Source organism: Cognatiyoonia sediminum (assembly GCF_900129845.1).
GTDB classification, from domain to species: Bacteria; Pseudomonadota; Alphaproteobacteria; order Rhodobacterales; family Rhodobacteraceae; genus Cognatiyoonia; species Cognatiyoonia sediminum.
On the sequence record NZ_FQXB01000003.1, the window covers coordinates 18,440 to 36,189 of the forward strand.

Annotated in this window: 20 protein-coding genes and 1 tRNA gene; 8 read left to right on the forward strand and 13 right to left on the reverse strand. The window is 54.0% G+C overall.

The features are described from left to right. Positions 1-139 precede the first annotated feature (139 nt). Entirely contained in the window at positions 140-889 is a 750-nt protein-coding gene (locus BUA85_RS10530; RefSeq protein ID WP_165611608.1) for a hypothetical protein, read from the forward strand. Between the two features lie 8 nt (positions 890-897). Next, positions 898-1,338 carry a phosphatase domain-containing protein gene (locus tag BUA85_RS10535; RefSeq protein WP_072900936.1) on the forward strand — a complete coding sequence of 147 codons (441 nt, stop codon included), beginning with the start codon at positions 898-900 and terminating at the stop codon, positions 1,336-1,338. A gap of 30 nt (positions 1,339-1,368) precedes the next feature. Here BUA85_RS10535 and BUA85_RS16860 read toward each other — a convergent pair whose 3' ends face one another. The 5 genes from BUA85_RS16860 to BUA85_RS10560 all read right to left on the reverse strand — a co-directional run bounded on the left by BUA85_RS16860 (position 1,369) and on the right by BUA85_RS10560 (position 5,482). Then, complete coding sequence (locus tag BUA85_RS16860; protein WP_207548146.1) at positions 1,369-2,247, reverse strand: hypothetical protein; 879 nt, start codon at positions 2,245-2,247, stop codon at positions 1,369-1,371. Between the two features lie 125 nt (positions 2,248-2,372). Then, a complete protein-coding gene (locus tag BUA85_RS10545) occupies positions 2,373-3,929 on the reverse strand; it encodes a relaxase family protein (RefSeq protein ID WP_072900938.1) in 1,557 nt (518 codons plus the stop codon). Next, positions 3,926-4,396 carry a plasmid mobilization protein gene (locus BUA85_RS16925; protein WP_242649047.1) on the reverse strand — a complete coding sequence of 157 codons (471 nt, stop codon included), beginning with the start codon at positions 4,394-4,396 and terminating at the stop codon, positions 3,926-3,928. The genes BUA85_RS10545 and BUA85_RS16925 overlap by 4 nt, the downstream gene beginning before the upstream one ends. Then, positions 4,393-5,250: a hypothetical protein gene (locus BUA85_RS10555; RefSeq protein WP_072900940.1), complete on the reverse strand. Its 858-nt coding sequence runs from the start codon at positions 5,248-5,250 to the stop codon at positions 4,393-4,395. The genes BUA85_RS16925 and BUA85_RS10555 overlap by 4 nt, the downstream gene beginning before the upstream one ends. 155 nt (positions 5,251-5,405) lie before the next feature. Further along, positions 5,406-5,482 (reverse strand) — tRNA-Arg (locus tag BUA85_RS10560). A gap of 107 nt (positions 5,483-5,589) precedes the next feature. On the opposite strand from BUA85_RS10560, the gene BUA85_RS10565 reads away from it, so the two are divergent. Next, entirely contained in the window at positions 5,590-6,615 is a 1,026-nt protein-coding gene (locus BUA85_RS10565; RefSeq protein ID WP_072900941.1) for a LacI family DNA-binding transcriptional regulator, read from the forward strand. A gap of 28 nt (positions 6,616-6,643) precedes the next feature. Here BUA85_RS10565 and BUA85_RS17030 read toward each other — a convergent pair whose 3' ends face one another. From BUA85_RS17030 to BUA85_RS10585, 5 genes are all read right to left on the reverse strand, one after another. Next, positions 6,644-6,772: a hypothetical protein gene (locus tag BUA85_RS17030; RefSeq protein ID WP_278246405.1), complete on the reverse strand. Its 129-nt coding sequence runs from the start codon at positions 6,770-6,772 to the stop codon at positions 6,644-6,646. Then, the gene (locus BUA85_RS10570) at positions 6,769-7,008 is read right to left on the reverse strand and encodes a hypothetical protein (protein WP_072900943.1); all 240 of its coding nucleotides are present in this window, start codon (positions 7,006-7,008) and stop codon (positions 6,769-6,771) included. Before BUA85_RS10570 ends, BUA85_RS17030 begins: the two co-directional genes overlap by 4 nt. Positions 7,009-7,092: 84 nt before the next feature. Continuing rightward, the gene (locus tag BUA85_RS10575) at positions 7,093-8,415 is read right to left on the reverse strand and encodes a sensor histidine kinase (protein ID WP_083526252.1); all 1,323 of its coding nucleotides are present in this window, start codon (positions 8,413-8,415) and stop codon (positions 7,093-7,095) included. Further along, entirely contained in the window at positions 8,393-9,076 is a 684-nt protein-coding gene (locus BUA85_RS10580; RefSeq protein ID WP_072900945.1) for a response regulator transcription factor, read from the reverse strand. The genes BUA85_RS10575 and BUA85_RS10580 overlap by 23 nt, the downstream gene beginning before the upstream one ends. A 61-nt stretch (positions 9,077-9,137) precedes the next feature. Then, the gene (locus BUA85_RS10585) at positions 9,138-9,392 is read right to left on the reverse strand and encodes a hypothetical protein (protein WP_072900947.1); all 255 of its coding nucleotides are present in this window, start codon (positions 9,390-9,392) and stop codon (positions 9,138-9,140) included. Positions 9,393-9,594: 202 nt separating this feature from the next. Between BUA85_RS10585 and BUA85_RS10590 the strand changes: the two genes are divergently transcribed. The 4 genes from BUA85_RS10590 to BUA85_RS10605 all read left to right on the forward strand — a co-directional run bounded on the left by BUA85_RS10590 (position 9,595) and on the right by BUA85_RS10605 (position 12,841). Beyond that, a complete protein-coding gene (locus BUA85_RS10590) occupies positions 9,595-9,996 on the forward strand; it encodes a transcriptional repressor (RefSeq protein WP_072900949.1) in 402 nt (133 codons plus the stop codon). Positions 9,997-10,120: 124 nt separating this feature from the next. Beyond that, positions 10,121-10,864, forward strand: a complete 744-nt coding sequence (gene aztA / locus BUA85_RS10595; protein WP_072900951.1) for a zinc ABC transporter ATP-binding protein AztA — start codon at positions 10,121-10,123, stop codon at positions 10,862-10,864. Further along, positions 10,861-11,730, forward strand: coding sequence for a metal ABC transporter permease (locus tag BUA85_RS10600; RefSeq protein WP_072900953.1), 870 nt, complete (start codon positions 10,861-10,863; stop codon positions 11,728-11,730). Before aztA ends, BUA85_RS10600 begins: the two co-directional genes overlap by 4 nt. 10 nt (positions 11,731-11,740) lie before the next feature. Then, on the forward strand, positions 11,741-12,841 hold the full coding sequence (locus BUA85_RS10605) for a metal ABC transporter solute-binding protein, Zn/Mn family (protein WP_072900955.1): 1,101 nt from the start codon (positions 11,741-11,743) through the stop codon (positions 12,839-12,841). Positions 12,842-12,930: 89 nt separating this feature from the next. Here the strand turns inward: BUA85_RS10605 and BUA85_RS10610 are convergent, their stop codons facing one another. The 3 genes from BUA85_RS10610 to BUA85_RS10620 all read right to left on the reverse strand — a co-directional run bounded on the left by BUA85_RS10610 (position 12,931) and on the right by BUA85_RS10620 (position 16,177). Further along, positions 12,931-14,262: an ABC transporter permease gene (locus BUA85_RS10610; RefSeq protein WP_083526253.1), complete on the reverse strand. Its 1,332-nt coding sequence runs from the start codon at positions 14,260-14,262 to the stop codon at positions 12,931-12,933. Continuing rightward, positions 14,259-15,068, reverse strand: coding sequence for a taurine ABC transporter ATP-binding protein (locus tag BUA85_RS10615; RefSeq protein ID WP_072900957.1), 810 nt, complete (start codon positions 15,066-15,068; stop codon positions 14,259-14,261). Before BUA85_RS10615 ends, BUA85_RS10610 begins: the two co-directional genes overlap by 4 nt. Before the next feature lie 107 nt (positions 15,069-15,175). Further along, on the reverse strand, positions 15,176-16,177 hold the full coding sequence (locus BUA85_RS10620; RefSeq protein ID WP_072901465.1) for a taurine ABC transporter substrate-binding protein: 1,002 nt from the start codon (positions 16,175-16,177) through the stop codon (positions 15,176-15,178). Between the two features lie 337 nt (positions 16,178-16,514). Here BUA85_RS10620 and BUA85_RS10625 point away from each other — a divergent pair, with 337 nt between their 5' ends. Further along, positions 16,515-17,699, forward strand: a complete 1,185-nt coding sequence (locus BUA85_RS10625; protein WP_072900959.1) for an acyl-CoA dehydrogenase — start codon at positions 16,515-16,517, stop codon at positions 17,697-17,699. Positions 17,700-17,750 lie beyond the last annotated feature (51 nt).

Genomic DNA, 17,750 nt, shown 5'->3' on the forward strand with positions numbered 1-17,750 from the left:
TAGATGGTACCGAGCTTCGCATCGCGCTCTAGAGCGGTATCTTAAGGATCTTGGGTTTCATCTTGTCGTGACCCGGATATCTGATCCAGAAAATACTCAATGGGATCAACATTTTGTAAACACATCGCAGTATGACCTCATGCTGGTTGATTGGCGAGTTGAAGATACCGACAAGGTTGATAAGCCAGTCGGGGGTGACGTGATCGCGAAAATTCGGGAGCAAGTGCCTTACTCAGACATACTTTTTTACTCCGGCAGCGCTGGCTTGGAGCAAGAAGTATACGACAAGCGGCTGCAGGGTGTGTACACCGCCCAACGAAACGAGGTCCGTGACGAGGCCAGAGAGCTGATCGAGCACCTTTTGCACAAGACACTCCACCCAAAGATTATGAGGGGAATAATAGTCAGTTCGTTGTCCCAGATCGACGACATGTGTTTCAAGATAATCGAGCACAAGTTCAACGAGGAAGGTTGTGACAAGGATGCCTTTGCGGATGGATTTCGGAAAACACTCCTCAAGCAGGCCAAAGGGCAGTTGAAATACAAGGAAAAAGCCGCCGAAAAAGACAACGACGCATTCATAGCCAGCTTACATTCGACGATGATTTTGGACTCGCACAAGCGGGCAAGCAAAATTGTAGAACTAGCTGAGGGTGATCTGCATAAAGATGATCATACGACGCTTTCAAGTTTGCCAGACACAATATCGAAACGTAACTGGCTCGCCCACTGGACTCGCATTGAAGAAACGGATGCACAGATTGTTTTGGCTGAAGACGGAAAGGCAAATTATATTTTCGATCAAACTGAAGCAATTCGCATGCGTAAAGAGATCAACAAAGCCGCCGACATCTTAAGCAAGTACGTCGCAAGCTTGACTAGCGGATAGGCACAGCGATGTTGACAGCGCTTTTCGACATCGACGGGACTTTAGCGAAAATTGACCATAGACGGCCCCTCGTTGTTGGAAAAAATCCAGATTGGAAGACGTTCAACTCTCTAATGGGCGACGACCTTCCAAACGAGCCGATTGTTGACCTATATAGGGCTCTTTGGGAGTCTAATAACTACGAATTGATCCTAGTCTCAGGGCGTGGCGAAGAATTTCGCTCGGTTACCGAGACCTGGCTCACGTGGAATTTGATCCCCTTCGGCAAGCTCTTGATGCGTCCGCACGGGGATTTCAGATCAGATGTTGAAATCAAACAGGACATTTTAGACGGACTTTTGTCCGAAGGTAAAACAATCTCATTTGTCGTCGATGACCGCGACTCAGTAGTAGAAATGTGGCGACGAAACAACATCACTTGCCTACAATGCGCTGAGGGTGACTTCTAAGTGATGGAAATCCTCCGGTAATCCCCCCATCTACTGGAAGTCGAGTAGGAGATTCCAGTCTTCGTCCGGATTGTACCCCTGAGAATTCTCATCTTCGCTGACCCAAGCACCAAAGAAGTCTTCCAATAAACCGTGCGTTCCTAGCGAAACCAGTTCTGATGGATACCTGTATTTCCGAACAAAGTACCCAACACGATGGTAGTCATCATCATCTATCAGCTCCTGCGTCTTTGTGTTGTAACGCATCAGGTCCCAAAGGTTATCTTGCCCTCCAACCTTGAAGGACAACTCCGTGTGTTTTCGAACTGCCGCTTCCAAACAGGATAAGTTAAACTGAGCCAACTCTGCTAAAAATCTCGCCGTTTCGATGGCTTCCTCGACCTTGATCAGATCGTCTTTGAATACACTCAATCCGGTGGCTGGAAATCGGTAAGAAAACAACTCCCTCTGCTTCTGGCCGATCAACAATCTAGATTTGATGGCTAACGCTATGCTCCCATCAACACGCCTGAGTTTGTCTCCAGCTGTATTGATGATATTCTGATGCGTCATTTCTATGGATTTTTCGTCCTTCCATTCGACGCACGGCAGCGTAAAAATGAAAGCCCTCGTACAATTTAGCATCGTATAGTAGTTCAGGTAAGGCAAAGTTATTTTGAGGTTTTCATTGTCAGCGTGGTTTGCAGATGTACCAAGCACGGTCGAAGCGAGAACGAATTTCAAGGCTAAATAGCTGCGGATGAGCCACTCAGCGTTCTTGTCGTCGTCGAAAGACTTTGCAACCGGACCAAATAGCTCTCGTGTTCTCGCCGCATAGTTCTGCAATGATTTATCCGCGATTTTTGTTAACTCTTGATAACGGCAGATTGTATTCAGGCCGGTAAGTGACACTACGTCTTCGTGATCCATTCTTCGCCTTTACCACAGTGATTCAGTTACCTGATCTATCTAGAAAGAACCACTCACCGCCAAAGAAAATACTTGGTGCCAAGCTGATTTGCGGGCACCAAGAAGTGTGGTTCGGCATCGCCACATCAATGTGTCAGCCCTCGATCCGTCTCCACATCCCGCTCTTCTAGCTCTATCTCAATCTCTCTTCGGCGGCTTTCACTAATTTCAAGCTGGTCTCGAGTTGCGTGCGCAGCCTCCCGTAGTTCGAACCCTCGCTCAACAAGCCGTGCAACGCAGCTACGGACGCTGTTTGCGATTGAATGAGCACTGACACGCAGGCGGCCAATCCATCCATCTGGCTCTGCATTCTGGTCGTCGAGCGCGCCTCTAACCCGCTCAATTCCTTTGCTGAGACCTCGCAGGCCGTCACCAACCGCTCGACGCAGGCGAGCAAGTCGCGTTCCAAGGCTGTTAGGGGCTGCGTCATCTAAGGCTCCTTGATCTCGATGCAGATGATTGGTGTTTGCGCCATCGTGCAGGTCTTCAACTCCGTCTGGTTCGGCTCCAACGTAACCCACGTCTGTCCAGCCTGTTCGATCCGCGTCAGACCCAACTCCTTCAATTCCGAGCGCGTGATCAAACCCGTCCAGAACCAACTCGCCATCAGCACTGTTGCGATCCAGACTAAGACCATCCCCACGATCACCCATGGCGAGATCGTCAACCAGCGGCGGATCGTCTCGCTCCGCCTCTCCAACTCGCTCTTGCTGTCGCTGAGAAAGAACCTGATATCGGTCTCGATTGTATGCAGCGCGCTGGTCGCAATGCTGCTGAAATCGCTCCTGAAGTTCTCCAGTTGAGATGCCATCAAGGCGGCGTGGTCGCGCCTGATCGTCTCCAGGTCCGCGTTCAATTTCTCGGCTAGACGGTTCGGCTTGCCAGTCGTCATGGAAAATCTCTCCTTTCAATCGCCAGCGCTCGCCGGTGTCGGGGTCTTGGGCGGTGACGTAATTCTTGCTGGCACGGGGGATCTCGAAACCCGCGTCAGTGAGTGCACCGATCATGCTGGCGCGGTCGTTGATGGTTCCGACGCTGATCTGATCGAGGATCCACTCGTGCAGCTCTTCACGACCTTGCGCGCGCGTCGGTGCTTCAATCGTCGCCCGCACTTCGCGGGCGCGTTCTGGGTCCAAAGGGTCTGCCCAACCGTGCGTCTTGTTCAACAGGTCGCGGAGGCTGGAAAAGGCGGTCTCATGGCCTGGCGGCGCGATGTTCAGCGCTTTGCCGGTGCTGAGTTCAAGGCGTGGCGTGCAGAAGTGGAGCTCGACGTTGCCCTCATGCGAGTGGCGCACCCAGAGACAATCGTATTGATCCCTGTCCAGCCCAGCAAAGGCCAGAGCCTCAAATAGCTCAATGGCCTCTTGCTGGGCGTCGGGACTGGGATCATCGCTATCGGCAAAGCTGATCACGCCTGCGGTGTAGCTCCACTTGTTGGGGCTCGCATCGATCAGGTCGCGGGTCTGATCGGGATTGCCGTGCAGCACCTCGGGCAACGGGTCGCGGATCTTGGTTTGCGGCTGGCCGGTGTCGTCGCGGATCAGGTTGCGGTTCTCATCATAGGCCAGAACTTCGCGCGCGGTCAGGTAGTCAACGGGGGCCGTACCGCCGCCGGTGCCAGTGGAGAAGAACGAGATGATCAAGCGTCACCGCCTGCGTGTGCCGCCACGATCTGCGCTAACTGCCGTTCGATGACCACTAGCTGCGTCGCGACCTTGAGCGCATCGATCTGGCTTGCACGACCAGATTTGACCGCGCCGTTGATCCAGCGGGAGAGCTGGTTGAGGTTGCCGCCGACGCGGGCAATCGCAAAGGTCAGCTTCGGGTCAACACGTGGGACGGGCTTGCGCCGACGTGCCTCGGTCAGCCCCAAGGCCTCCCGCATCAGCGTGGCATTTGGTAGACTAGCGGCGCGCGCTTTGGCCACAAGCGCTGCCTTTTCTGACGGTGTGCATCGAAAGATCACGGTCTCGGAAAGGCTCTCTTTGACGCCGCTTGCGCGCGTCTGGTTGGGGTTTGAAGGGGAGGCTTGCCGCCCCTCACAAGTCCCGCCGATGTAATCGGTGGGTAACCTTGCTCTCTGCTCTTCGTGGGGATCGGTCGCGTTCATGATCTCAGCCCCGCCGCCTCGATTTCAGCAGGGCTAACCAAGTTTGCGGCCAGCAACGCGGTCACTTGGCCGGGTGTGATGTGGCGACACAGCGGATGGTGGTCCGTGACCCAGTCGGCCAAGCCTTTCAGCAACTCGGCCTCTTTGGCCTTGCCCGCTTCTCGTGCCTCCTCAACGTCGTGAAGATATTTCAACCAACGGCCAGAGGTGAACCAGTTGTCGGAGAAGCACACCTTGGATCGTGTGAAACCTTCGCTCTCACTCGCATAGGCCCGCACGGCGTCCTCGAGGTCTTTGGCATCCACGCCGTCGGCCAATGCTTGGCGGATCTGTGAGATGCAAACCGCTTTCCCGCGAACGCGATCCTCGGGATAGGCGGACAAAATCTTCTCAGAAACATCATCCTCCACCGCCGCCTTCGCGTGCGAAGGATTTGGTTTTTGATATGGTTTATATCTGTTCTTATAGGATTTGCCCTCTCGGGCAGATGGCTTGCCCTCAGGGGCAAATGCATCATTTTCCCTTTCGGTCGGATCGATTTGCCCATTTGGGCAAATGGAGTTGCCCAGGGCATACCAGCAGGTCCGATCATAACGATCATCGCTGAAATTACCCTTGATGATCAGCTCTGCGCTAACCAGCTTTTCGAGGGCTGTTCGGATCTGCTTTTCGCTCAGATAAGGGAACAGCTCACCGAAGGCCGAGATCGAGTTGTAGGTCCAATACCGCCCGTCGCGAAGGTTCCGGCGATTGGCTTGGTTCTTCTCGATCCAGAAGGTGATGTTCTGGAAAATCACCGCCGCGTTCAGGCCAACACGTCCGGCGATTTCAGGATCAAAGCTATGGCGGCTCATGATTGACCCCTGAAATACGCACAAACGTGCGAATTTTGTACAGTTTTTGTACGAGAAATCGGCCGTTTTAGCTGATTTCGACCTGAAAGCTCACGGGCCTTTTTGCAGGCTTCCGCACAACGTCCTGTAAATAAGTCATATTTTTCAGGTGTTTTTGGCGACCCCGGCAGGATTCGAACCTGCAACCTGCCCCTTAGGAGGGGGCTGCTCTATCCAGTTGAGCCACGGGGCCTTGCACTGTTCCTCGCCCAGAAAGCTGCGATCGTCAACGCTTTGACTTGGAATGGGTCCGCCCATTGGTTAGACAGTGATAACTGTCAAGAACACAGGACCACCTCTGTGACCGATCCAAGCAAGCGCCCTCTCACTCTTCGCGATGTCTCTGAAGCCTCTGGTGTCAGTGAAATGACCGTTAGCCGGGTGTTGCGAAACAAGGGTGATGTTAGCGCAGCGACGCGCGAAAAGGTGCAGGAAGCGGCAAAACGCCTTGGCTATGTGCCGAATAAGATCGCGGGTGCGCTCGCTTCCCAGCGCGTTAACTTGGTGGCTGTGATCATTCCGTCGCTCGGGAACATGGTGTTTCCAGAGGTTTTATCTGGCATCTCCGAAATGCTTGAAAACACCGAATTGCAACCTGTGGTCGGCGTGACAGACTACCTTCCAGAAAAGGAAGAAAAGGTTCTATTCGATATGCTATCTTGGCGACCCGCCGGTGTGATTATCGCGGGTTTGGAACATTCCGATGCGTCAAGAGCGATGTTGGCGCAAGCTGGTGTTCCCGTTGTTGAGATTATGGACATAGACGGAGATCCGGTCGACGCTTGCGTCGGTATTTCACATCGTCGTGCGGGCCGGAAAATGGCCGAAGCCATTATCGAAGCGGGATATCGCAAAATCGGTTTCATGGGGACCAAAATGCCGCTCGACCACCGTGCCCGGAAACGGTTCGAAGGGTTCACGCGCACGCTCGCCCAAAGTGGTATCGAGATCGCGGATCAAGAATTCTATTCTGGCGGCTCTGCCTTGGCCAAAGGGCGCGAAATGACAGAGACAATGATGGATCGCACGCCCGATTTGGATTTCCTCTATTACTCCAACGATATGATCGGCGCAGGCGGATTGCTGTACTTGATGGAAAGCGGTCGTAAGATTCCAGAAGACATTGGGCTTGCGGGATTCAACGCTGTCGAGTTGTTGGAAGGATTGCCGCAGCAACTTGCGACCATGGATGCTTGTCGGAGTGAGATTGGCCAAAAGGCTGCGGAAATCATCGTCGCTCGTCATCAAGGTCAGGCTGATGTCGAAAACACGGTCAGCTTGCGACCAACGTTGCAGCCTGGTGAAACACTGATCCGCAAAAAGTAAAAAGCCGGAGTTGTGGCTCCGGCTTTGTCTATCTGTGTTTGTGGTCGAAGAGTTCGAAAATCTCTTCCCCTGTTCCAAGGGCCGCGTGAGAGGCGACCGCGATGACTAGGATCGCGCCGCCTGTGACCCAATAGAACCGCGCTGACAGCCGGATCACGCTGGAACCTCGTTACCTGTCACAACAGTTTCAGCTTCTGCTTCAACATCAGCAGCAACGTTCTGTGCTTCTTTTTCGGCTTCCTTGACCACCGCTGTGACAGTACCCGCTGCAATCAGCGCCAGACCGAATGTCAGACCCAGCATCATCAAACCGAAGAGTGCGACGAAGGGCGCTAGAATAACGGCCACGACGATGCCAAAAGATACGGCGAGGAAGTTTTTGATCGAGTTCATTTGTTTGTCCTTTCGTTGTCTATGAAAGGAATATGCGCACCCCACTATACCGTCGCATGGCGTCACTCTTACAAAGATGTAAAGTTACGACTTTTTTGAAAAATCGACTTTGACGATCAATCCGGCGGACTCGCTTTCTGGATTTTCGGACAAGGTCAGCGCCGCTCCATGCACATCCGCAATGGTTTTGACCAATGCAAGCCCAAGCCCTGCGCCATCTTGCGTGCGGCTTTTTTCCAACCGGTACGATGGTTTGATGACGTTTTCATACTCATCCGCAGGAATTCCCGGCCCAGTATCGGCCAAACCAATCGATGCGCCTTCTGCAAACAACGTCAAATCCGACCCGTCCGGCGTATATCGGATGGCATTTTCGATGAGGTTCGCCAAAAGCTGTAACAACAGCACTCGATCGCCGTTGATGATGGTAGGCGATGACAGCTCCAGCTTTAGCACTCTTCCCCCATGCTCCACGACCGGCGCATAAGTATCCTCGATCTCGGTCAGCAAGGCGCCTAGCGCGATGGGTTCAAATTTTGCTTGGGCCGTGCCGGATTCTAATTTCGCGATACGCAGGAAAGCATCGAAAATCGAGATCACCTCATCCGCTTGTTCGAGCGCGGAACCAATCTCCTCAACACTATCGCCTTCGTCGATCTCCGTCGTAAGCGCCTTCTCCAACCTGATCCGCAACCGTGCCAAAGGCGTCTTCAGGTCATGTGCAATATTCGCTGAAAAGTCGCGTGTTTGACGGATCAGCACATCGAGCTGCTCAATCGTATCATCCACCTGATGGGAAAGTTCATCCAAATCGTCACGAGACCGCGTAACGCCGGTTCTGGCGTTTAGGTCACCGTCAGCAGCTGCAGCCAAGGTCCGCGATATCCGCGTCATACGCCGCTGCGAACGCCAACCGAAATAGACGCCCACGCATAGGGTAATCAGGCCGGCACCGAGACCAACAATCCCCATCGCCTGTAAGATGACTTCCAAAAACTCTTCTCGACGGCCAAGGTTGGTTCCCACAACCAAATACTCGTCGCCGACCTGCCCAACGAGGTAAAGCCAATCGCCGTTATCGCGAAGCCTACCATCCGGTCCAGGCCGATGCTCATGGAAACCAAGCCGGACATCGCTCGATTCCGGCAAGACAGAGACATATTCCGTGCCCGTGCGCGGATAAGATGACGCGACGAACCCGCGCTCAGACACATCGGCCGACACAACCACGAAACGGCCGCGCAACTCATCCTCGATGCGGTTTTCAAAGACGCGCTCGAACTCAATGATCGAAAAAACACCTGCCAGAAACAGCAGGACGAGAAATGTCAGGGACAAAACTACGGCCTGCCGCAAAGCGGACAGGCGCGTTATGCGGATCGCGCTAGCCCGTAGGTTCGAAAACATAGCCAGCCCCGCGGCGGGTTTTGATTACGCTGTCGCCAAACGGCTTTTCGATTTTGCCCCTCAGACGGCTGATATGGGTTTCGACAACGCTGGTGGTTGGGTCAAAGTTCATATCCCAAACCTTCTCCAACAACATATTCCGCGTCAGAACACGCCCGTTGGATCGCACAAAAGCCTCCAACAGACGAAACTCCTTCGCGTTAAGGTCGATCACCTCGCCCCGCCGCGTACACCGTTGTTTCAAAAGATCGAGCGAAATGTCCCCTGCCGTCAGTGCCGTGACTTCACCAGTGTCACCACCTGAATTGCGCCGCCCCAATGCGGATACTCGCGCCTCAAGTTCTGTGAACGCAAACGGTTTCGGCAGATAGTCGTCGGCTCCGGCCTGAAGACCCTCAACCCGATCGTCCACATCGCCGAGGGCCGTCAGAAAAATCGCAGGCGTCATGTTCTTGGTCGCGCGCACGGCCTTGAGCACGGAAAGCCCATCCAGCTCTGGCGTCATACGATCCAAGATCAGAAGGTCAAATTCCTGAGTAGTTGCGGCAACAAGCGCATCGCGGCCGTTTTCGTGCCAATCGACAACATGGCCTGCACGGCTAAGCCCGTCGCGCACCCATTCGCCGATTTCCTTGTCATCTTCCAACAGCAAAATCTTCATAGACAAAGAGTTAGTCGAAGTGACCCCAAAGGGCCACCTCAACTTCTGCATCGACCAAGGCCTATGCTTCTTCTTCATCGGACTGGCTGTCGCCATCCTCCAGCTCATCTTTGTCGTGACCTTTGCGGTCATCGCAGTCATCGCGATCCCCCCTTGTGGTCCGACTAACCCGCTCCGCAAACTGCGATGCGTCTTCGACAGTGATCTCTGCGACGACGTCTTCACTGATCCGCGCCGTGTTGGTTTGCGCATATGCGACCGTACCAAGTGCCAATGTTGCGACTGAGCCAGCGATCAAGAATTCACGAAATGCCATTTTATCTTCCTTTCCCTTGTGCGCATTAGTGCGCCGATGAAAGGAACTTAAGTCGAGCACCTAACGCCTGCCTCGCGTCAGCCTTACAAGTTTGTAAGCTTCAAAGAGGGGCCTTGCCCGATAGTCGCAGCAAAGTTTGCCCATCCTTGTGGAATGTTATATTATAACGTAAAGAGCGCTTGAACGAATCTGAGGCCACACCATGGGACAACGCGGCGAACAGCTCCAAGCAGAAATGCTAACGATCATGGACCAAAATTCCGGTCCTATCTCTGCCTATGACTTGCTAGAGAAACTGCGATCAAGCAATGCAAAGATGGCACCTACCACCGTCTATCGCGCATTGGCCAGCCTGACAGAGCAAGGCCGCATCCATCGGCTTGAGTCCATGAATGCTTATGTCCCCTGCCAGCACGACCACCATCACCAATCGTCGATCCTTTCGATCTGCGATGATTGCGGCAGTGTTGAAGAGAATGTAGCCCCTGACGTGCTGAACCAGCTCGAAACCGTCGTGGGCGAAAACGGGTTTTCCGCCAAACGTCACGTGATTGAAGTCCACGGCCTTTGCGGCACATGCGATTCCGAAGAGGCCGTTCAGTGAAACTCGACAGCACAGCCACCCAGCTCCTCTTGGTTGGAGCATTGCCAAGGCTCGCCATCGCTGGAGCTGTTGTTGTGCTGTTGTGGCTCGGATTTATCTGGGCAACAGCCACACCGGGGGGCCTATGACAGCTAGCGTCGCATTTCAGAACCTGACGCTGGGTTATGACAGGCACCCAGCTGTCCATCACCTGGATACAGAGATTTCGGAAGGAAGCCTGACGGCCATCGTTGGGCCAAACGGCGCTGGGAAATCGACCCTTCTTAAAGGAATGATGGGAAGCCTGTCTCCGCTCGAAGGCACCATCGATTTCAGCGGATTTGAGCGTGAAGAGATCGCGTACCTCCCACAGCAGTCCGAAATTGACCGGAGCTTTCCAATCTCGGTTTTGGACCTCGTGTCCATGGGCCTTTGGCGCGAAATCGGCGCGTTCGGCAGGCTAGGTCGTGCCCGGCGCACTCAGGTCAGTGATGCAATCGCGGCTGTCGGCTTGACTGGTTTCGAAAAACGCCCAATCGGTTCCCTATCTGGTGGCCAAATGCAGCGCGCCCTTTTTGCGCGCCTGCTCTTGCAAGATGCAAAGCTTGTGCTCTTAGATGAACCCTTCACGGCCATCGACGCCAAAACGATGCGCGATCTCGTGGAGATCATCGAGAATTGGCACAGTGAAGGCCGGACCGTTCTTGCTGTCTTGCACGACTATGAACTCGTCGGGTCGCACTTCCCTCAAACACTTATGCTCGCCCGCGAGCTGGTGGCGCATGGCCCCACCAATACCGTGCTGACAGCGGAAAACCGGTTCCGTGCGCGGCAGATGTGCGAAGCCTGTAACAGTACGCCCCATATCTGCGGGAAATCTGCTGCATGATTTATGATTTCTTGGTCGCGCCCTTCGCTGACTTTGGGTTCATGCGGCGGGCCTTGCTTGGCTGTATCGCAGTCGCCCTCGGAGCCACCCCTGTCGGCGTATTCCTAATGCTGCGACGAATGAGCCTGACCGGCGATGCCATGGCTCACGCCATCCTACCCGGCGCGGCGATTGGCTATCTGGTGTCCGGCCTCTCTCTCGGAGCAATGACCATCGGCGGCTTGATTGCGGGCATGATCGTTGCTCTTGGTTCAGGCTTTGTTGCGCGCTTCACTGCCCTGCGCGAAGACGCGAGCCTCGCGGCGTTTTACCTGATCTCCTTGGCATTGGGTGTCCTGATCGTTTCGACACGCGGCGGCAACGTCGATCTGATGCATGTGCTGTTCGGAACCGTTCTCGCTTTAGATGACAGCGCGCTCATCCTGCTCTGCTCTTTTGCTAGCATATCCCTAATCACATTGGCGATCTTCTTCCGACCCTTGGTTCTCGAATGCGCCGATCCGCAGTTCCTCCGCTCCGTCAGCAAACTCAGCGCGATCACGCATTTCACCTTCCTAACCTTGGTAGTGATGAATTTGGTCGCTGGCTTCCACGCATTGGGCACACTCATGGCCGTGGGCATCATGATCCTACCCGCTGCAGCCGCGCGATTCTGGGCCCAAGGTATCGGAGGTTTGATCGCCGCAGCCGCTGCCGTCGCAATCCTGTCCAGCTTCATCGGCTTGCTTTTGTCGTTCCACTATAGCCTACCGTCCGGCCCCGCCATTATTCTGGTCGCCGGCGGTGGCTACGTCCTCTCTCTTATTTTTGGCCCGGTTGGAGGCATCGTTGCCCAGAACCTGCCACGTCAACACTTCGAAACTTGAAAGGTTAGTTATGCCGTCTCGTCGTTCCATTTTAATCTCTGCCACAGCGATTTCCGCGCTCACTGTCGCCGCACCCACTTCCGTTTGGGCAGATGAGCCACTTCCGGTCGTTGCGACCTTTTCCATCTTGGGCGACATGGTGGCCGAAATCGGAGGTGAGCATATTGCGCTGACCACACTCGTCGGCCCCGACGGGGACGCACATGTCTACCAGCCAACACCGCAAGATGCGCGTGCTGTTGCTGATGCTGAGTTGCTTTTCATGAATGGTCTCGAATTCGAAGGTTGGCTCGAACGCCTCGCTGAAGCCGCGTCCTTTGATGGCGAGTTGGTTGTTGCGACAACCGGCATCGAACCTATCGAATTCGACGGACACGAAGGTCACGACGACCATGATGACCATGATGACGAACACGCGGATCATGACAAGCATGACGACGATGAAGATCACGAGCACGACGAAGATGAACACGATGATCATGACCATGACGGGCACGACGATCATGGCGACGACAAAGATCACGATGATCACGATCATGACAAAGAAGACGATCATGCGGGCCACGAAGGCCATGATCATGGGGAATTCGACCCACACGCGTGGCAGAGCCTTGATGCAGCGATCATCTACGCCGACAACATCGCAGCCGGCCTAGCGAGGATCGATCCGGACAATGCAGGCGACTACTATGCCAATCGCGCAAGTTTTGTGGCCCAGATCGAAGCCTTGGAGGAAGAAATCCACGCACTGATGGATGCGATCCCAGCGGACAAGCGCACCGTTGTCACGTCGCATGATGCTTTTGGGTATTTCGGGCGGGACCATAACCTCGAATTCCTCGCCCCTCAGGGACTAAGCACGAACAGCGAAGCCTCCGCCGCCGACGTCGCCGCCCTTATCGAGCAAATCAAAGAAGACGGCATTGCAGCGGTATTTGTTGAATCGCTCACCGACAGCCGACTTATCGAACAGATCGCCAACGAAACTGGCGCGACCATCGGCGGAACGCTGTACCCAGGTGCGTTGTCTGGACCTGAGGGCCCTGCTCCGACCTACCTCGACATGATGCGCCACAATGCAACGACGCTTTCGCAAGCACTGAGCAACTGAGCAAAAAAGAAGCGGTCGAAAACCTCGACCACTTCAAGTCTTTCAAAAACCAGCGAGGGCGAACCTCTCGCTGGTTTTTTCCGGGGGAATTACCCTTTGCCTTTCCAAGGCACCAACCACTTTTCAAGCTGACGCATCAGCATATCGATGCTGAAACCGATGATTCCGATCAGGATGATACCCATGATCACGATGTCAGTGTTCTGGAACTTCGACGCCGTCATGATCATCATACCGGCCCCTTTCTGAGCTGCGACCAATTCCGCCGCAACAACTGTACCCCAGCAGACACCCATGGCGACCCGAGCGGCTGTGAAGATTTCAGGCAGAGAGTTCGGGATGATGACATACCGCATGATCTGCCACTTGCTCGCACCCAGTGAATAGGCCGCATGGACTTTGGAAATCCGCACGCCAGAAACACCGGCCCTTGCACCAATGGCCATAATCCAGAGCGCCGCGAGGAACAGTAGGATGATTTTACCTTCTTCACCGATGCCGGCCCAGATGATGACCAGCGGGATCAGGGCAAGTGGCGGTACTGGACGCATGAATTCCACAATCGGATCAAACCAGCCACGGAACCAATCGGACAAACCCATGGCGTATCCCAGAGGAATACCGACCAACGCACCGAGCAAGAAGCCTACGATCACACGGAACAATGAGTACCCAAGGTGCTGCGCAAGGGTGAAGTTACGGAAACCATCCGTGGTGATTTCGCCCATACGCTCCCAAACGCGTTCTGGGGAAGGCAACCAAATGGGCTCCATCTGCCAACCCGTGGAAGGCACGATATTCAACGTACCCTTTTGCGACATGTTCACCTGACCGAACTCAGTGGAAACACTACCACCAGGCTCAATTGGCGTACCGTTCACATGAGAGACAACAGCGCCTTCATCGCGACCAAGTTCGTCGTTAAGGTCAACGCGCAGCAATTCAGATCGATACGCGGCAATTGCAATGCTGTCGTTCTTGGCAAAGCCATCGCCAAGCTCAACCTCTGGCGCTTCGACATCTTCGCCCGTCTGGAACACCAGAAAAGTAACTTCAGCGTCATCGCTCTGATCGCCCGCGGTCGCGGTATAAACAAATGTTCCCTCGCCAGTGAAAGCACCCGGCATATGCATGAAGCCTGGCAAAAGCTTCGACCCTGTGAACGCACCCCAAAGAACGAAGATCAACAGGATCGAAACGACAGACGCGACAGTGTTCGACGTAACCGCGCTTTCATCGCCGAATGTTACCGTCTTAAGCGAGCCGAAATCGCTTTTTGGTGTCAGAACGCGCTTCACCAAATTCCAAATGAACAGGAACAGAAGGATTAGAAGGATGTACCCAGCGATATACGGAATCGCTGCGACAAGGGTGGACAGAACGGCAAGAAGCTCGTTGAACAGTTCGCTAAAAATACTCATGCGCCTGCTCCCTCAGTCCGACCCATAATTTCTTCTTCCATATCCCAGATCATTGAGAGGATTTCTTCGCGCACCTGACCGAAACGCGGGTCTTTCTTGACCTCGCGAAGGTCTTGCCCAACGCCCATATCCGCAAACGGCAAGTTGTATTCCTTATGGATACGACCCGGACGCGGCGCCATAACGATCAGCCTTTCGCCCAACAAAAGCGCTTCTTCAACCGAGTGCGTGATCAAAATGATCGTCTTGCCGGTTTCTTTCCAAAGCTTCAGCACGAGCCCCTGCATCTTTTCGCGGGTCAAAGCGTCAAGCGCACCCAAAGGTTCATCCATTAGGATGACGTCTGGGTCGTTGGCCAAACACCGCGCCAATGCAACTCGCTGCTGCATCCCTCCAGAAAGTTCGTAAATCGCCTTCTCTTTGAAGTCCTGCAGACCGACGACATCCAACAAATGATCGACTTCTTGACTATACTCAGCGGCTTTTTGCCCCTTCATCCGAGGGCCAAAGCTCACGTTGTCACGCACGCTCATCCACTCGAACAAAGCACCTTGCTGGAACACCATGCCGCGTTCTGGGCCTGGTCCTTCAACGGTGTTGCCGTTCAGCTCGATTGTCCCTTCAGTAGGGGCCAAGAAGCCTGCAACGATATTTAACAAGGTGGTTTTACCACAACCCGATGGCCCAAGGACCGACATCAGCTCCCCAGCTTTCAGGTCCAACGACACGTCTTTCAAAGCCTGAACGGATGACCCGTTCGGCAAATCGAAGCGCATCGAGATACTGTTTATTTTGAGTCCCGACATTCCCTACCCCGTTCTATACTCAGAGAAGCTCCGCCGGTACGAGCTTGCCAGAATATAGAGGCTGTGTGCCGAGCGCCGCAAAAGCGACGCCCGGCGGATCTTCAAGCTTACATGGAGCTTACAGTCATCAGCGCGTCTTTAGAGATCGCACCTTCGTAGCTGTCCAATGCGGATGGAATAGAACCCGCACCCACGAAGACATCTGCAACGCCTTTCATGAAGGATGCAGCATTGCCGCCCAACCATGCTTCGGAAAGCTGATCTTCTACAGTTGGGAAGACGAACGTTGCCATTGTTGCAGCTGTCGCATCTTCGTCCATACCAGCGTCCTTTGCGATCACTGGCAGCATTTCAGCCTGCATATCGCCCGCATTCCACATTTCGTTCGCTTTGGCAGTAACTTCTGCAAACTTCGCTACCATTTCTGGGTTTTCAGCGATGAAGGATGCTGGCGCAGTGGTTGCGTCAAACACGAGGATGCCCAGCGCTTCTTTCTCCGCACCAGTCAAAAGAACGTTGCCATGCTCTGTCATGCGACGCAGCGCACCGCCCCAACCACAGGCCATATCAACCTGACCCTGAGCGATCGCAGCAGCACCATCTGCTGGAGCCATGTCAACGATTTCCATTGAAGCAAGGTCAACGCCGAAGTGTGCCATTTGAGACAGGAAGCCGTAGTGCGCAGCCGTACCGAGCGGCACAGCAACTTTCTTGCCAGCAAGCTCGGACGCAGAGTCTTTGTCGATCTCAAGTCCGGATGCCACAACACAGTTGTCGTTGTCAGCGTAGGAAACAGCAACGTCGATGATCTGAAGGTCTTGACCCGCAGATGTTGCAACCACGAATGGTGGGATACCTTGCGATACAGATATCTGTACGTCGCCAGACGCCATCGCTGCAGACATCGCAGTACCGGTGTCGAAGCTGACCCAGTTGATGTCGACGCCAAGCGCTTCTTCATACATCTCGTTCACTTTTGCGAACTGGAATGGCATTGGCCACTCAAGGAAGTACGCAACAGTGATTTCGCCGTGGCCATCCGCCATAACAGCAGATGAAGAAACGGTCATCGCAAGACCAGCTGCGATGCTCAAAACAGTTTTTTTCATGATATTCTCCCGGTTGGTTATTTGAAGCTTTCTCGCGCCAAGCTCCGTATGCGGAACTTTATTTCCACGCACGAATGCTAGTTGTCACATTATTGTTGCGTCAAATGTTTTCTCTCTACATTCGACCAGTCCGAAGCCCCCTGTATAGGATTCTTGAACGTGTCCATGAATTGATCAAAAACGGGGCGAAAATTATATCCAAATCAACGTTTTTCTGAGGCCAGAAGTCGATTGTGATCAACCTGTGAACGAACGGTTTAAACGCGTTATTGCACGCGTTCTTCAATCCTGATTACTGTCACACCATAAAAACCCGCAAACAAGGGATTCGGAAGAAATGTCACGAGCCGCCTTTACGCCAATGGATCCTTTGCTGTTGGATCATCAATTGGAAGATGATGAACGCATGATCGCAGAGGGTGCACGCGCGTTTTGTGCGGATCGTTTGCAACCTCGCGTGACCGATGCGTTTGAAACAGAAAAGGTGGAGCCCGAGATATTTGCCGAAATGGGCGAACAGGGCCTTTTGGGTGTTACCATTCCAGAAGAATACGGCGGCATCGGTGCGGGATATGTCTCCTATGGCCTTGTGGCACGTGAAGTTGAACGTGTTGACAGCGGCTACCGCTCGATGATGTCCGTTCAATCCTCGTTGGTAATGTACCCGATCCACGCCTACGGAACCGAAGAGCAGCGCCAAAAATACCTGCCCAAGCTCGCATCCGGCGAATGGATAGGCTGTTTCGGCCTGACTGAACCTGATGCAGGGTCTGATCCCGCAGGAATGAAAACTCGCGCCACTAAGGTTCAGGGCGGCTATGTCCTGAACGGATCAAAGATGTGGATTTCGAACAGCCCGATCGCGGATGTCTTTGTCGTTTGGGCAAAATCCGATGAACATGACGGCGCCATCCGCGGCTTTATTCTTGAAAAAGGAACCAAAGGTCTATCGGCCCCGAAAATCGGTAAGAAACTCAGCCTGCGCGCTTCCGTCACCGGCGAAGTCGTAATGGATAACGTTGAGGTCGGTGAGGACGCGTTGCTGCCAAATGTCGAAGGGCTCAAGGGTCCGTTCGGATGCCTGAACCGCGCGCGCTACGGCATCGCTTGGGGCGTTATGGGCGCGGCAGAGGATTGCTGGAACCGTGCTTTACAATACGGATTGGATCGCACCCAATTCAACAAACCGCTGGCACAGACGCAGCTATACCAGTTGAAACTCGCAAATATGCAGACCGAAATCGCTTTGGGCCTACAGGCCGCGCTGCGCGTTGGACGCCTGTTTGACGAAGGCAAAGCCGCGCCGGAGATGATTTCCCTGATCAAGCGGAACAATTGCGGCAAAGCACTCGAAATAGCCCGCCATGCTCGCGACATGCACGGCGGCAACGGGATTTCCGGCGAATTCCAAGTAATCCGCCACATGATCAATTTGGAAACCGTCAACACCTATGAAGGCACGCACGACATTCACGCGTTGATTTTGGGTCGGTCACAAACCGGACTTCAGGCGTTCTTCTGACCCTAAAACGTGCCCGTTTAGTTGCGGTTAACGGCCATAGCCTCTATTTGC

Coding starts and splice junctions, on each gene's coding strand:
- BUA85_RS10615 (WP_072900957.1), bottom strand. CDS start 15,068: ATGTCGGGACTCAAAATAAACAGTATCTCGATGCGCTTCGATTTGCCG.
- BUA85_RS10530 (WP_165611608.1), top strand. CDS start 140: ATGCTGGTTGATTGGCGAGTTGAAGATACCGACAAGGTTGATAAGCCA.
- BUA85_RS10610 (WP_083526253.1), bottom strand. CDS start 14,262: ATGAGTATTTTTAGCGAACTGTTCAACGAGCTTCTTGCCGTTCTGTCC.
- BUA85_RS10575 (WP_083526252.1), bottom strand. CDS start 8,415: ATGTTTTCGAACCTACGGGCTAGCGCGATCCGCATAACGCGCCTGTCC.
- BUA85_RS10585 (WP_072900947.1), bottom strand. CDS start 9,392: ATGGCATTTCGTGAATTCTTGATCGCTGGCTCAGTCGCAACATTGGCA.
- BUA85_RS16860 (WP_207548146.1), bottom strand. CDS start 2,247: ATGGATCACGAAGACGTAGTGTCACTTACCGGCCTGAATACAATCTGC.
- BUA85_RS10605 (WP_072900955.1), top strand. CDS start 11,741: ATGCCGTCTCGTCGTTCCATTTTAATCTCTGCCACAGCGATTTCCGCG.
- aztA (WP_072900951.1), top strand. CDS start 10,121: ATGACAGCTAGCGTCGCATTTCAGAACCTGACGCTGGGTTATGACAGG.
- BUA85_RS10570 (WP_072900943.1), bottom strand. CDS start 7,008: ATGAACTCGATCAAAAACTTCCTCGCCGTATCTTTTGGCATCGTCGTG.
- BUA85_RS10555 (WP_072900940.1), bottom strand. CDS start 5,250: ATGAGCCGCCATAGCTTTGATCCTGAAATCGCCGGACGTGTTGGCCTG.
- BUA85_RS10535 (WP_072900936.1), top strand. CDS start 898: ATGTTGACAGCGCTTTTCGACATCGACGGGACTTTAGCGAAAATTGAC.
- BUA85_RS10620 (WP_072901465.1), bottom strand. CDS start 16,177: ATGAAAAAAACTGTTTTGAGCATCGCAGCTGGTCTTGCGATGACCGTT.
- BUA85_RS10580 (WP_072900945.1), bottom strand. CDS start 9,076: ATGAAGATTTTGCTGTTGGAAGATGACAAGGAAATCGGCGAATGGGTG.
- BUA85_RS10600 (WP_072900953.1), top strand. CDS start 10,861: ATGATTTATGATTTCTTGGTCGCGCCCTTCGCTGACTTTGGGTTCATG.
- BUA85_RS10625 (WP_072900959.1), top strand. CDS start 16,515: ATGTCACGAGCCGCCTTTACGCCAATGGATCCTTTGCTGTTGGATCAT.
- BUA85_RS16925 (WP_242649047.1), bottom strand. CDS start 4,396: ATGAACGCGACCGATCCCCACGAAGAGCAGAGAGCAAGGTTACCCACC.
- BUA85_RS10590 (WP_072900949.1), top strand. CDS start 9,595: ATGGGACAACGCGGCGAACAGCTCCAAGCAGAAATGCTAACGATCATG.